Genomic DNA, 13,503 nt, shown 5'->3' with positions numbered 1-13,503 from the left:
ATGGCGTGTCCAGACCGACCATCGCAGATGGCGTGTCCAGACCGACCATCGCAGATGGCGTGTCCAGACCGACCATCGCAGATGGCGTGTCCAGACCGACCATCTAGAGGATCTCCCGGCCAATCCTCGCAGAGGATTATGCCGCTGCTAATCCTCGCAGAGGATCATGCCGCTACCAATCTGCGGAAGATCATGTCTTCAGCGATAGATGACCGGGCAACCGCGTTCGTTGGCGAACACGACGACGATGCGGTCGCCGTACTGACGGCCCATCACCTTGACCACACGGCGGTTGACATCGACGATGCGGGCACGGTGCAGCCCCATGCGCTCGGCCTTGTCGAGGGCGCGGTCCGGCGAGCAGCCGCGGCGCCAATCGTCGCGGCGCCAATCGTCGCGGCGCTCGTCCCGGCGGTGGCGATAGCCGTCATCATCGCCGGTATAGACGCCGAAGCGCGGGTCGTTGTTGTTGCCGAAACCGAGATAGAGGCTGTCGGCGTGGGCGGGGATGGCCGCCAGAGTGCCGAGGCCGACCAGAGCCGAAAGCGCTGCCGTCTTTATGGTGGTATACATGGTTCTCTCTCCTTGTCGCGGGCTCGCGCCCGTCCTCGTGAAACCGATGGCGGGAGAATGCACTGGCCTGTCTGAACTATTTACGAACTCGCTGTTCATCCGCGGTTCATGTGATGCGGCGGGCAAAGCGCCGGCCCCTCTGCGCGCGTCAGGGTTCGTCGTCGAGCATGTAGTCAAAATAGTCTTCCGGTTCGGCAAGGTCGGTCTCGCTCGCCTTGACCCGGCCGCGCATCGAGATGCCGGCCTCATGCACGGTTTCGGCACTGCCCGAGACCAACCGGTGCCACCAGTAAAGGTCGTGGCCCTCGGCCACCAGCCGGTAGGCGCAGGTGCTGGGTAGCCAACTGATGGTGCGTACATTCTGCGGCGTCAGGCCGACGCAATCGGGAACACGCGCCAGCCGGTTGGCATAGTCGGCACAGCGGCAGCTTTCGGCGTCGAACAGCCGGCAGCCGACGCTGGTCCAGTAGATTTCGCCTGTGTCCTCGTCCTCGAGCTTCGACAGGCAGCACTTGCCGCAGCCGTCGCAGAGCGATTCCCACTCGGTGGGGCTCATCGCTTCCAACGTCTTGGTTTTCCAGAACGGCGTTTCCATTTCCGGCATGTGGCCCCAGCCGCTGCCAAGGTCAAGCGCGACAACAGCCGGAATAGGGCGGAACCCGGCCGAATGACATGAAGTTGCCTTCAAAAGGCCGGCCAATAGCCCTGTACGCCCCCTAACCATAGGCAACCGGAACCAATTTCGTCAAAAGCGGTTTCGGCAAGGATGGGACCCCACAAGGAGAATTTCGATGAAACGCCAACCACGGATTCTGGCAGGCACAGCCCTTGGCCTGTTGATGGCATCCGCGCCGTTAGGCGCGTCCCCGCTTCAAGGGACAGCCGCGTTCGGCCCCATGCAAAGCGGGGGGGCACCGCTGATCATCCTGGCGCAGGACACGCCCACTGACCAGGGGCAGAGCGACGAGGAACAGCTCCGCAAGAAGAAACGCGAGCAGAAACAGCAGACGGAATCCGCCCCGGCCGCCCAGCAGCCCGCCCCCGCGGCCGAGGAACAGCAGCCACGCAAGAAGAAGCGCGACCAGCAGCAGCAGGCCGAGCAGGCTCCCGCCGGCGAGGCGGCCCCCGCCACAGACGAGCAGCAGCCGCGCAGGAAGAAGCGCGACCAGCAGCAGCAGGCCGAGCAGGCTCCTGCTGGCGAGGCAGCGCCCGCCACAGACGAGCAGCAGCCGCGCAGGAAGAAGCGCGACCAGCAGCAGCAGCAGCAGACCGAGCAGGCTCCCGCCGGCCAGGCAGCGCCCGCCACTGACGAGCAGCAGCCGCGCAGGAAGAAGCGCGACCAGCAGCAGCAGCAGCAGCAGCAGCAGACCGAGCAGGCTCCCGCCGGCCAGGCTGCACCCGCCACCGACGAGCAGCAGCCGCGCAGGAAGAAGCGCGACCAGCAGCAGCAGACCGAGCAGGCTCCCGCCGGCGAGGCGGCCCCTGCCAACGACAACCAGCCGACCAAGCCCGGCAGGAAACCCAAGCAGGATCAGCAGAAAGAGGCACCGGCCGCCGTGCCGGAGACCGCCCCGACGCCGAAGCAGGCTCCTGCCGGCGAAGCGGCGCCGAAGGTTGAACCGGCCCCCGCCGGCGAGCAGCCTCCCGCCCAAGGCGAACAGTCCCAGGACAAGACGAAGAAGCACGGCAGGAAACCGGCTGGCGAACAGCCTACGACCGGCGAGCAGCCTGCGAACGGCGAACAGCCGCAGACGGGCAAACAGCCCGCCACCGGCGAACAGCCGGCGACCGGAGAGCAGCCCGCTACCGGTCGACAAGCCGCGCCTGTCCAGGGCGAAAACCCGGTTCAGGGCGAAGCACCCGCCGACAAGAACGCCGCCCCTATCCTCGACAGCCAGAAGGATGCCAGGCGCAAGGGTCGCGTCGAGAATGGCCAGGGTGGCCGGACGCCCGCCAACCAGCCCGCCAACCAGAATGGCGAAGAGCAGAATGGTGGGCAGCAGAATGGTGGCCAAAATGCCCAGCAGGGCGGTGAGCAGGGCCGCAAGCCGGTAGTGGCGCCGGTGGATCAGGGCCCGCCTCCAACCGACGATAGGGCCGCCCAGGAGGCGATCAGGCCCGAAAAGATCGTGCCGGTCACTCAGGAGCAGGGCAAGCGCATCGAGCGCGCGCCTGACGAGGACATTCGTGAGCGCCGCCGGCCCAAGGGCGTTGACGTGCTCAAGGAGATCGGTGACCGGGTCATCGTCCAGTTCAACAACCAGACGTTCGTCCAGAGCAATGACCGCCCGCGCCTGACCCGCGGCGCCAAGGATGTCTACTACGAGGACCTGCCGCAGGGCCGCACACGCGAGACGGTCGAGCGCGACAATGGCTTCCGGATCGTTACCATCCGCAACCGCTACGGCGACATCCTGCAGCGGTCGCGCATCGCCCCCGACGGTCGCGAATATGTGCTGAGCTATGTCGACGAGCGCAGCTACCAGGACGAAGAGGACTGGCGCGATCCCGGCGATGACCTGCCGCCTATGCGGCTGACCATCCCGCGCCGGGATTATATTCTCGATTCCGAGGATGTCGAAAGCGACGACGACTACTATACCTTCCTCGAACAGCCGCCGGTGGAGAAGGTGCAGCGCCTCTATTCGATCAACGAGGTCAAGCGTTCGGCCCGCGTGCGTGACATTGCCCGGCGCATCGACCTCGATACGCTGAACTTCGAATTCGGCTCCTCTTCGATCTCCGACACCGAGGTGCAGAAGCTCCAGGGTGTCGCCGACGCCATGGAGAAGCTGTTGAAGAAGAACCCGGCGGAGACCTTCCTGATCGAAGGCCATACCGACGCCGTCGGAACGCCGGAGGCGAACCTTGCCTTGTCGGATCGCCGTGCCGAAGCGGTTGCGGAAGCGCTGACCAATGCCTTCGGCATCCCGGCCGAGAACCTGACGACACAGGGCTATGGCGAGGAGTATCTGAAGGTCGACACCTCGGCGCCCAACCGCGAGAACCGGCGTGTCGCCATCCGCCGCATCACCCCTCTGGTGGCGCCGGTGGCGAGCAACAATTGACCGGCCTTTCCAGCGGCTTGCAGTAATTTCTGGAATCAGGCCGGCAACAAGGTCCCATCCCGGTCAACCGGGATGGGCTGGAACCATGGGCAGCAGGACCGGGTCAACAAGAATTGTACAGCCATTAGAGCCAACTCATTGAATCACTGGGCTTCCCACCCCAGATTCTTCTCTGGGCGTTCCCTGCCCCGTCCCGACTCCAGCGGGACGTAATGAGCCCCGCCGGCCCTCACCGGCGGGGTTTTTTGTTTCAGATCCATCTTGCAAATGGTGGCATGGTGGCCGGAATACGCTCTCAATGCCGACCAGAGAACAACCGGAACTGTCCATGAAGCGGAGCCGGCAGGCGGATAAGGGCAGCGCCAGTGGCGGGTAACGCTTCCTAATAGATGCTTTTGACGTTCGTATCGGAATTGGCAAACACCTCGTCGGGAACAAAAAAATCTCCCGCCAACGGCCCGGTCGCGCCTGGCGCATAGACCGAGAAATCGCTGACGCCCTCGGCGCGCAGCACCTCCTCGTCGATGTAGAAATTGCCCGTCGCCTCGCGCGACGGCCGCATGAAGATCGCATGCGCGGCATCGGCCATGATGTCTGGCGACCGGCTCATCGCCGCCACCGTCGCCCCACCCAGAAGATTGCGCACCGCCGCAGTGTCGATGGTCGAGATCGGCCACAGCGAATTGACGGCGATGCCGTCCTTGGCGAATTCCGCGCTCATGCCCAGCGTGCACATCGACATGCCGAACTTGGCCATGGTGTAGGCGACGTGGTTCTTGAACCATTTGGCCTTCATGTCGAGCGGCGGCGCCAGATTCAGGATGTGAGGGTTTTTAGCCAACTTCAGGTGCGGGATGCACATTTTGGAGACGAGGAAGGTGCCGCGCGTGTTGATCTGATGCATCAGGTCGTAGCGCTTCATGTCGGTTTCCAGCGTGCCGGTAAGCTGGATGGCGCTGGCATTGTTGACGCAGATATCGATGCCGCCGAATTTCTCGACGGTCCTGGCGACCGCCTCGGCGACCTGCCCTTCCTCGCGGATGTCGCACAGCATCGGCAGCGCCTTGCCGCCCGCCTGCTCGATCTCTTGCGCCGCGCTGTAGATCGTGCCCGGCAGCTTGGGATGCGGCTCTGCGGTCTTGGCCGCGATCGTCACATTGGCGCCGTCACGCGCGGCGCGCAGCGCGATCGCCAGCCCGATGCCGCGCGACCCGCCGGAGATGAACAGCGTCTTTCCCTTGAGCGACATTTTTCCTCCGCGTCCTCATACTTCTTTGTACGATCCTTGCCCGCGCAGCAGGGGGATACAAGAGCTTGTGACGGCAAGCCATGGTGACGCTGCGGAGGCTGGCTGGCCGAGTGCCTGAAACATGTTGGATTGACCCGGAGTCTGGTGTATATTCTATACAGATAGGTAGAATATACAATGGCACTCTCGATCAAGAACATGGAAGTCGAGCAATTGGCGCGTGAACTCGCCCGCCGCCGCCGCGTGTCCGTGACCGAGGCGATCCGTCAAAGCCTTGAGCGCGAGGTTGCGCGCGAACGGTTGGTGCCTCGTGATGAAGCAAGCGACCTATTTCAACGGTTGATGGCAATTTCCGATAGCGCCGGAAAAATCCCCAAGCGCGAAAATGCGATGACTGACGACGAAATCCTCGGTTACGACGAATTCGGAATCCCGACGAAATGATCATCGATTCCTCGGCCTTGGTCGCCATTTTGCGTGTCGAGCCGGGCTTCGAACGTTTCGTGCTCGCGATCACGCAAGCCAAGAGACGGTTGCTGGCAGCGCCAACCTTTCTTGAAACCACCATGGTGCTCGCGGGCGGCCGGCAGGATGAAATCCTGGATCGCCTCGACCGCTTCCTGCGCACCGCCTCGATCGAGACAACCGACTTCACCGACGACCATGCAGCTGTCGCCCGGCAAGCCTTTCTGCGTTACGGCAAGGGCCGGCACCCGGCGGCGCTGAACTTCGGCGACTGCATCGCCTACGCCACGGCCCGGCTCGAAGCCATGCCGCTGCTCTTCAAAGGTGATGATTTCCGCCTGACCGACATCGAAGCGGCGGTCTGATCGATATCAGACCAGCACCAGCCCCTGTCGCATGGCAATGGCGATGGCGTCCGTACGATTGGCGGCGCCGAGCTTGATCAGGATCGCGGCGACGTGGAACTTCGCCGTATGCACGGAAATGTTGAGCCGCCGCGCGATCACCTTGTTGGGCGCGCCTTCGGCGAGCAGCGCCAGCACTTCCGCCTCGCGTGGCGACAGCGCCGGCCGGGCGGCGTGCTCGTCCAGAACGTCATCCTCGAACGGCTCGCCATCGCCGGCGTGGAAATCCTCACGGCGTCCGGGCGCGCGGCCATTGCCCGATATGCTGTAGCCAGCGGCGGCCAACCGCGCCGCCGCGGCGATCAGCAGGTCGTCCGCGCCGGCGGGCATGACGGCAGACACTTCGCCGGCAGGCCGCTCGCCGCCGGCGCGCGCCGACAGCAGCACCCGTGGCACCGAGGCCGGCACGGCATCACCGCTCCTGTCGTCGACGATCGCGACATCGGCCCTGCCGCCGCCAACGACCACCGGCAACAGGTCGTCGCTGGCGGCAAGCGAGGCGGCCAGGCGCTCGGCGCGCCCGGCATCGCCAAGCGCGATCAGCACCACCAGCCGCCGCGAAGCCGCACTGTCGGTCCCGATCCGGTCGCTGGCGCGTGCTTCCATCATTCCTCTCAACTCAGCGGCTTTTCGCCGATGATCAGGACGACGTCGCGCTGTTCGCCGCCCCGCACGACACCCAACGTCACCGAAGCACCGGCACTGTCAGGCCCGAGCCGGCGGATCAGGTCGCGCGGGCCATGCACGGCCTCGCCGTTCCACGCCACGATGATGTCGCCGAGTGAGAGGCCGGCGGCCTTGGCCGGGCCATTGTCGTCGAGGCTCATCACCATTGCGCCATGTGCGTCGCGATCACGCACCGGATGCAGGCCAGCGCCGAGATAGCCGCGTGCGACATGGCCCTTTTCGCGCAGCGTCGCCACCGCGCGTTCGATCGTCTCGTAGGGCATGACCAGCGCACGGCCGCGCGGCCCGAACAACAGCATGCCGATCAGCGCGCCCTTGGCGTCGAGCACCGGGCCGCCCTCGAAGCGGCCGCCGGCGCCGACGGCCAGGTTGATGCGCCGGTCGATGGTGCCGCCGCGCATCGAGCGCCAGGCCGGCCCGACTTCGCCGACCGAGCCGGACACGGCCAGTGCTGAACCCTGGCTGCTGCCGATGGCAATGGCGATGTTGCCTGGCCGAACGGCATCGGCCCTGGCAAGGACAGGCGCGGTCGCCGCATCGGCGGGCTTCAGCAGGGCGACGCCCGTCGAAGGATCGCGGCCGATGAGTTCGGCCCTCACCGTCGCGCCGGAGGCCAGCGTCAGTTCGATCTCCTCGCCGGCCTCGACGGCCTCCTCGGCGGTGACGAAATAGCCGTCGCGCCAATGGAAGGCGCTGGCCGTGCGGTGGTGATGGGTGGCGAAGCTCGCCGTCGCCGGCGCGGCTTTCGCTGCCAGATCGGCGATGGCATCTGAAAACGCGCTCAAATTGAAGTCGCTCATAAGGGTCTCCTGGGTTTCTTGCATGTCCCAGATATCGCTCGACGGCGCGCTTGCGGGTACTCGCCTGACGGCTAGTTGTGGGTTTGACTGGCCATCTGGTCAGGTCGCGGCGGTTCGGGCCGCTCCGCACATATAGTGCGTGTCGCGCAAAAGTGCTCACCGGTTTTGGGACAACGACACGCATGTAACAAACGCATCGTTGTGCCTGAAAACACGGAGCCCGTTCATGGCCCTCGCCGCCCCCAAAATCCAATCCGATGACACCTTGCTCGACGCCTATTCCGAAACAGTAGCGGACGCTGTCGATCGCATCGGCCCGGCCGTCTGCCGCATCGAGCGCATCGGCGGCCTGGGCGGCCATGGGTCGGGCTTCGTCATCGCGCCGGATGGGCTGGTCGTCACCAATTTCCATGTCGTGGGTGACGCCAGAACAGTGCGCGTCTCGATGCCGGACGGCGCCTCCAGCGAGGGCCGCGTGCTCGGCCGCGATCCCGACACCGACATCGCCTTGGTGCGCGCCGATGGCAGCTTCGCCGATGTGGCGCCGCTCGGCGATTCCAAGCGGCTGCGGCGCGGCCAGATCGCGATTGCCATCGGCAATCCGCTGGGCTTCGAATGGACGGTCACCTCGGGCGTGGTCTCGGCGCTCGGCCGCTCGATGCGCGCCTCGACCGGCAGGCTGATCGACGACGTCATCCAGACCGACGCCGCGCTCAACCCCGGCAATTCCGGTGGGCCGCTGGTGTCGTCGGCGGGCGAAGTGATCGGCGTCAACACCGCCATGATCCACGGCGCGCAAGGCATTGCCTTCGCCGTCGCCTCCAACACCGCCAGGTTCGTCATTTCCGAGATCATCCGCTTCGGCCGCGTGCGCCGCGCCTTCATCGGCGTCTCCGCCGACACCGTAAACCTGCCGCGCCGCGCGGCGTTGCTGTCGCAGGTTTCGACCAGCACGGCCGTGCGGCTGCGCAGCGTCGAGAAGGACGGCCCGGCGGCCAAGGCAGGTCTCAAGGAAGGCGACATCATCGCCGCCATCGACGGGCGCCCGGTGACGGGCGTCGACGATCTCGTGCGCATGCTCGACGCCGAGCGCATCGGCCGCGAGACGCTGTGCACCGTGGTACGCCGCACCGGCGTCAGCCAGGTGGCGGTGACGCCGGTGGCAAGGGCTGGTTGAGGCTGCCGCTCACACCCCCGCCGCGCCTTCGGCATACTGCGCCAGGAACTCCTCGCTGGGCGGGATCGGCTTGATGACGTCGATCAGCACGCCGTTGGGATCCTTGGTGATGAAGTGGCGCTGGCCGAAGGGCTCGTCGCGCAGCGTGCGCAGGATCGGCAGGCCGGCGGCGGTGATCCGTTCGTAGACTGCGTCAGGATCGCGGACCTCGAAATTGATCAGCAGGCCCGAGGTGCGCCCCCGCCCCTCCTCAGGGATCGTCTCGTGGTCGCCCTGGACGATGCCTAGGTTGACCCTGCGTTTGTCCACCGATTGGAGGTGCACGTACCAGTCGCTCGTAAACAGCGGCTGGAAGCCGAAATGCTCGACATAAAAGGCGGCCGTGCCGGCGACATCGCCGGTCATCAGCACCGGGTAGTAGCTCGTCGTCTTCATCTTTCCTTCTCCCGTCAATTAACATACAGTCTGCATGTAAATCGAATTAACATACAGGCTGCATGTATGCAACAGGAATCCGGGCGCCGCTCGAACCGCGACCGCACCGAGGCGACACGCGCCGACCTGATCGCGGCGGCGCGCAAACTGTTTACGGAAAAGTCCTATGTTGAGACCGGCACGCCGGAGATCGTTGCCGCCGCAGGCGTGACGCGCGGCGCGCTCTATCACCACTTTGCCGACAAGCAGGCACTTTTCGCCGCCGTGGTTGAACAGGAAGCGGCGGCTGTGGCGCGGGAGATTGACCGCGCCTCCCCGCCTTCGCTCAGCGCCCGCGATGCGCTGATTGCCGGTTCCGATGCCTATCTCATGGCCATGCGCGCGCCCGGCCGCACGCGGCTCTTGCTGCTCGACGGCCCGGCCGTCCTCGGCCGCACCGCCATGGACGCGATCGATAGTCGCCATGGCAACCGCTCGCTGCGTGAAGGCCTTGTCGCCGCCATGCGGGCACGATCGATGACAAAGCTGCCGGCGGAGGCGCTGACGGCGCTGCTCGGTTCTGCTTTCGACCGCGCTGCGCTCGCCATCGAGGCGGGCGCATCAGCCGAGGACTACCGCGCCGTCCTGACGGCGCTGATAGACGGACTGTCCCGCGCCTGATGCAGGTCGCCCAAAGGTGGCCCACGCTACTCAACTGTCCGTCCAGCGCCGGAACAACGCACTGGCGTTTACGCCTCCAAAGCCGAAGCCATTGGAGATCGCGTAGTCCATCTCCATTGGCCGGGCGTGGTTTGCGACGAAGTCGATCCCGTCGCCGGTCGGATCGGGGGCGCTCAAATTCAGGGTCGGCGGTGCGACCTGGCCCCTAAGCGCCAGGATCGTGAAGATCGCCGCAAGCCCACCGGCGGCTCCGAGCAGGTGCCCGGTCGCCGACTTCGTTCCGCTGACGGCGATGCTGAAATCCGCGCCAAAGACCCTTTTGATCGCCTCTATTTCCCCCGCATCGCCGACCGGCGTGGAGGTCGCATGCGCATTGAGGTGGCGGACCTCACGCGGCGAAATACCGGCTTGGGTAATCGCGATCTCCATGGCCCGCCGCGCACCGTCGCCATCCTCGGGGCCGGAGGTGATGTGATAAGCGTCCGCCGTCGTGCCGTAGCCGACGAGCTCGGCGAGCGGCTTGGCGCCGCGCGCAAGCGCGTGGCTCAATGCCTCGATGACCAGGATTCCGGCTCCTTCGCCCATGACGAAGCCGTCACGCAGCATGTCGAAGGGACGGGAGGCCTGATCGGGACGGTGATTGAAGGAGGTCGAAAGGGAGCGTGCGGCGGCAAAGCCGCCGAGGCTGACCGCATTCATGCAGGCTTCCGTTCCACCGCACACCGCGATGTCGGCTTCATTGGAGCGGATGAGACGCGCCGCATCGCCGATCGCCTGGATGCCGGCCGCGCACGCCGTCACCGGAGCGCCGAGCGGGCCTTTGAACCCATATCGGATCGAAATCTGTCCCGCCGCCATGTTCACCAGGAACGATGGCACCGTGAACGGCGAGAGACGCCGAACACCGCGCTGATCGACGGTTCGCACGGCTTCGGTTATCGCGGGAAATCCTCCGATACCCGAAGCGATGATCGTCGCGGTGCGGGCCCTGTCGTCGTCCGAAACCGGCTTCCACCTCGCCTGGGCCAGCGCCTCTTCCGCCGCCGCCAATGCGAAGAGAATGAAGCGGTCCGCCCTGCGCTGTTCCTTCGGAACCAGGACGGTGTCCGGATCGAAGCCGGCCTCGGGGTCCTCCTGCAAGGAGGGAACAATTCCGCCGACTTTCGCCGGCAGGTCTCCCACCATTTCAGCCGGCAGGCTCCGAATGCCCGAGCGGCCAGCTAGGAGCCGCGACCAGGAAGTCGCCGCGTTGGCTCCGAGGGGGCTAACTGCTCCCATGCCTGTAATGACGATACGACGCATGTCTGCTCCAGCTTCTGTTGATCCGTTCGCGCGGCGGCGCCGTGCCGACGCTCGATCGCGATCGCTTCTATTCCCGCGCGGCCGCAATTCGCCTGACTTCGCCGGCGGCGGCATCGAGAAAACGTTGCGACATCTCTTCATCGCTAAGGATACGGGAGATCGTCACGGCTCCCACCATCAGCGACAGCATCGCCATGGCCTTGCGATGGGTTTTTGGACCTTCTGCCGCCGGCATCAATTCGTCGATAACCTCAAGGTGAGCTGCGATCCCATCCTGAAAGGGGCCCCTCACTTCCTCGCTTTGACGCGCCGCGTCCGAACCAAGCGCCACGATCGGACAACCGTCGCTCTTCTCTTCGCGATGTCCAGGCGAAAGGTAGAGCCCGATAACGGCTTCAAGGGGATCAGGGCTCCCGGCAGCAACAGCCGACCATCTGCGGGTTGCGTGCTCCATCGCTCGCCGCGATGCCTGCGCCGCCAAGTCCTCCTTGGATTCGAACTGCTTGTAGAAGGCGCCTTGGGTCAGCCCGGCACCCTTCATCAGATCCTTCAGCCCGATGCCGTCAAAGCCGTGCTCTCGAAATAGACGGCTTGCCGCGTTGATCACCGCTTCGCGATTTGCTTCCGCCTGCGTGCGATTGACTCGCATGTCGACCTCAATTTAGATTTTGTCCAACATCTATAACAGGGATAGAGTTCTATTGCAATCTAACCTGAATCTGTCCCACTCCGCGGTGGGGAATGAGATGGCGACGCAACCGGAACCCTCCAATCTCGTTATGGCAGGGCATCCTCAAGGCTCACATTCGGGACCGACACATGAAAAAGACCTATGAAAAACCGACGCTACGCAAGCACGGGAAATTGACCGCCCGCACCGCGCAGATCGTGGTTTCCGGGGTGACGATAATCCAGTGATTTCTCGGGTGCCCGGGTCAGGTGCCGGAGCCGGACACGCCATGGGTCTCCGGCTCCTCTTCGGGCACCTCGCCCGGCTCGAACTCGTTGAAGCAGCCGAGCCCGCGCTTGAACCGGTCGATCAACCAGGCGGCCGCCGGCTTCGGGCTGCGATCGTTGCGGTGCATGGCGAACAGTGGCGAACTCACCTCCTTGTAGGGTTCGAGATCAAGCTCCACCAGGCGGCCGCTGGCCAGATCGTCGGCGATCAACCAGCGCGGCAGCCCACCCCAGCCCAGCCCCTCGCGCATCAGTATGTGCTTGGTGCGCACGTCGGTCAGGCGCCAGGTGCGGTAGGCGAAGACGCCGTAATCACGTCCCTTGGTGCGCTCCGACTGATCGGTGACGACAAGCTGCGTGTGCTCGCGCACATCCTCGAGCGCCACCGGCTTCGGCAGCTGTGCCAGCGGATGGCTGGGTGCGGCCGCCGGCACCAGCGACATGAAACCGATGCGCACGAGATGCACGTCGACATCGCCCAGCAAGCCTCCAATGCCCAGATCGGCCTGTCCGTTGACGACAAGATCGGGGATGAGACCGAGCGTGCCGATATGCAGGCGCAGCATCACGGTCGGAAACCGCGCCTCGAATGCCTGGAGCACCCGCACCAGTACGGGGGAAGGCAATGCCACGTCCACCGCCAGCGCCACCTCGGCCTCCAGCCCGTGATGGTGCCCGTCGACGCGCGAGCGCATCCGCTGCAGCACGCCAATCATGCGCCGCGCGTCTTCCAGCATCGCCCGGCCGATCTCGGTCAGTTGCGGCTCGCGCGTGCCCTCGCGCTCGAACAGCTTCAGCCCGAGCTGCGCCTCGAGATTGGCGATGCCATAACTGATGACGGATTGTGCCCGGTTGAGCTTGCGACCGGCGGCCGAGAAACTGCCGGTGTCGGCAACCGCGACAAGGATCTGGAGCTGGTCGAGGGTCGGGTTCGGCTGCATCGTTGTGTATCTACTTTATAGATGGATCGTATAGAAAATATACCAGTTTATCGGATGGATCGATAGCCCATATATGTCGGGACAATTCATTCAACTGGAGAGACCCGCCATGTCCATTCTTCTTGTTACCTCGAGCCCCCGCGGCGCTGCCTCGCACTCGACCCGCATCGCCACCGAGTTCGCTCAGAAGCTTCTCGCCGCCGACCCATCGAACACGCTGGTCGTGCGCGATCTCGTCGCCAACCCGCTGCCGCACATCGATGCCGACTATGCGACCGGCATCTACACGCCGGCCGATGCCCGCACCCCGCGCCAGGCCGAGGTGGTGGGCGTTTCGGACGCGGTGCTGGACGAACTGTTTGCTGCCGACACGGTGATCCTCGCCACCGGCTTCATTAACTTCAACATCTCCTCGACCCTGAAGTCCTGGGTCGACCACATCGCCCGCTCCGGCCGGAGCTTTGCCTATGGCGAGAATGGTCCCAAGGGCCTCGTCACCGGCAAGAAGGTCTATATCGTGCTGGCTTCGGGCGGCATCTATTCCGAGGGCGCGGCCGTGCAGTTCGATCACGCCATTCCCTATTTGCGCGGCGTGCTCGGCTTCCTCGGCATGACCGATGTCGATGTCATCCGCATCGAAGGCGTCGGCATGGGCCCGGACGCGGTCACTGCGGCGCTCGCCAAGGCGACCGCCAAGGTCGACGCCGTGGTGGCCAGCCAGCAGGCTGCTGCTGCCGCGTAAGGCTCTGGATAATCTGAACTCGAAAGGCAGGCGTTCGCGCCTG

At 65.0% G+C, this 13,503-nt stretch carries 16 protein-coding genes; 7 read left to right on the top strand and 9 right to left on the bottom strand.

What is annotated here, in order from left to right:
* Positions 1-198 precede the first annotated feature (198 nt).
* A complete protein-coding gene (locus FJ941_RS10075; protein ID WP_140505183.1) occupies positions 199-573 on the bottom strand; it encodes a hypothetical protein in 375 nt (124 codons plus the stop codon).
* A 148-nt stretch (positions 574-721) separates the two neighbouring features.
* A complete protein-coding gene (locus tag FJ941_RS10070) occupies positions 722-1,168 on the bottom strand; it encodes a YcgN family cysteine cluster protein (RefSeq protein ID WP_027146015.1) in 447 nt (148 codons plus the stop codon).
* A gap of 301 nt (positions 1,169-1,469) precedes the next feature.
* Here FJ941_RS10070 and FJ941_RS10065 point away from each other — a divergent pair, with 301 nt between their 5' ends.
* A complete protein-coding gene (locus FJ941_RS10065; RefSeq protein ID WP_246673761.1) occupies positions 1,470-3,641 on the top strand; it encodes an OmpA family protein in 2,172 nt (723 codons plus the stop codon).
* Between the two features lie 382 nt (positions 3,642-4,023).
* Here the strand turns inward: FJ941_RS10065 and FJ941_RS10060 are convergent, their stop codons facing one another.
* Positions 4,024-4,890, bottom strand: a complete 867-nt coding sequence (locus FJ941_RS10060) for an NAD(P)-dependent oxidoreductase (protein WP_140505179.1) — start codon at positions 4,888-4,890, stop codon at positions 4,024-4,026.
* Between the two features lie 177 nt (positions 4,891-5,067).
* On the opposite strand from FJ941_RS10060, the gene FJ941_RS10055 reads away from it, so the two are divergent.
* Together FJ941_RS10055 and FJ941_RS10050 are read left to right on the top strand one after the other, a co-directional pair.
* Positions 5,068-5,334 carry a type II toxin-antitoxin system VapB family antitoxin gene (locus FJ941_RS10055; RefSeq protein WP_140505177.1) on the top strand — a complete coding sequence of 89 codons (267 nt, stop codon included), beginning with the start codon at positions 5,068-5,070 and terminating at the stop codon, positions 5,332-5,334.
* Positions 5,331-5,720 (top strand): type II toxin-antitoxin system VapC family toxin, encoded by a 390-nt coding sequence (locus tag FJ941_RS10050; RefSeq protein ID WP_140505175.1) that lies wholly within the window; start codon positions 5,331-5,333, stop codon positions 5,718-5,720. Before FJ941_RS10055 ends, FJ941_RS10050 begins: the two co-directional genes overlap by 4 nt.
* Positions 5,721-5,726: 6 nt before the next feature.
* Here FJ941_RS10050 and FJ941_RS10045 read toward each other — a convergent pair whose 3' ends face one another.
* Positions 5,727-6,365 carry a helix-turn-helix transcriptional regulator gene (locus FJ941_RS10045; RefSeq protein WP_140505200.1) on the bottom strand — a complete coding sequence of 213 codons (639 nt, stop codon included), beginning with the start codon at positions 6,363-6,365 and terminating at the stop codon, positions 5,727-5,729.
* A gap of 8 nt (positions 6,366-6,373) precedes the next feature.
* Positions 6,374-7,246: a S1C family serine protease gene (locus FJ941_RS10040; protein WP_140505173.1), complete on the bottom strand. Its 873-nt coding sequence runs from the start codon at positions 7,244-7,246 to the stop codon at positions 6,374-6,376.
* A gap of 226 nt (positions 7,247-7,472) precedes the next feature.
* Here FJ941_RS10040 and FJ941_RS10035 point away from each other — a divergent pair, with 226 nt between their 5' ends.
* Entirely contained in the window at positions 7,473-8,423 is a 951-nt protein-coding gene (locus tag FJ941_RS10035; RefSeq protein ID WP_140505171.1) for a trypsin-like peptidase domain-containing protein, read from the top strand.
* A gap of 9 nt (positions 8,424-8,432) precedes the next feature.
* Here the strand turns inward: FJ941_RS10035 and FJ941_RS10030 are convergent, their stop codons facing one another.
* The gene (locus FJ941_RS10030) at positions 8,433-8,858 is read right to left on the bottom strand and encodes a VOC family protein (protein ID WP_140505170.1); all 426 of its coding nucleotides are present in this window, start codon (positions 8,856-8,858) and stop codon (positions 8,433-8,435) included.
* 66 nt (positions 8,859-8,924) lie between these two features.
* Between FJ941_RS10030 and FJ941_RS10025 the strand changes: the two genes are divergently transcribed.
* Positions 8,925-9,518, top strand: coding sequence for a TetR/AcrR family transcriptional regulator (locus FJ941_RS10025; protein ID WP_140505168.1), 594 nt, complete (start codon positions 8,925-8,927; stop codon positions 9,516-9,518).
* Positions 9,519-9,548: 30 nt separating this feature from the next.
* On the opposite strand, the gene fabF is transcribed toward FJ941_RS10025, so the two are convergent.
* Positions 9,549-10,820 carry a beta-ketoacyl-ACP synthase II gene (gene fabF, locus FJ941_RS10020; RefSeq protein ID WP_140505167.1) on the bottom strand — a complete coding sequence of 424 codons (1,272 nt, stop codon included), beginning with the start codon at positions 10,818-10,820 and terminating at the stop codon, positions 9,549-9,551.
* 67 nt (positions 10,821-10,887) lie between these two features.
* On the bottom strand, positions 10,888-11,469 hold the full coding sequence (locus FJ941_RS10015) for a TetR/AcrR family transcriptional regulator (RefSeq protein WP_140505165.1): 582 nt from the start codon (positions 11,467-11,469) through the stop codon (positions 10,888-10,890).
* A gap of 170 nt (positions 11,470-11,639) precedes the next feature.
* Here FJ941_RS10015 and FJ941_RS29190 point away from each other — a divergent pair, with 170 nt between their 5' ends.
* Complete coding sequence (locus tag FJ941_RS29190) at positions 11,640-11,738, top strand: putative RiPP precursor (protein ID WP_198028830.1); 99 nt, start codon at positions 11,640-11,642, stop codon at positions 11,736-11,738.
* 17 nt (positions 11,739-11,755) lie between these two features.
* Here FJ941_RS29190 and FJ941_RS10010 read toward each other — a convergent pair whose 3' ends face one another.
* Complete coding sequence (locus FJ941_RS10010; protein ID WP_140505163.1) at positions 11,756-12,718, bottom strand: LysR family transcriptional regulator; 963 nt, start codon at positions 12,716-12,718, stop codon at positions 11,756-11,758.
* 109 nt (positions 12,719-12,827) lie between these two features.
* On the opposite strand from FJ941_RS10010, the gene FJ941_RS10005 reads away from it, so the two are divergent.
* Entirely contained in the window at positions 12,828-13,460 is a 633-nt protein-coding gene (locus FJ941_RS10005; RefSeq protein WP_140505161.1) for an FMN-dependent NADH-azoreductase, read from the top strand.
* Positions 13,461-13,503: the final 43 nt, after the last annotated feature.

The sequence above is a fragment of the Mesorhizobium sp. B2-3-13 genome, assembly GCF_006442195.1.
Lineage (GTDB): Bacteria > Pseudomonadota > Alphaproteobacteria > Rhizobiales > Rhizobiaceae > Mesorhizobium > Mesorhizobium salmacidum.
Note: the sequence above shows the minus strand (reverse complement) of the source record. Positions and strands in the feature narration are given on the sequence as shown.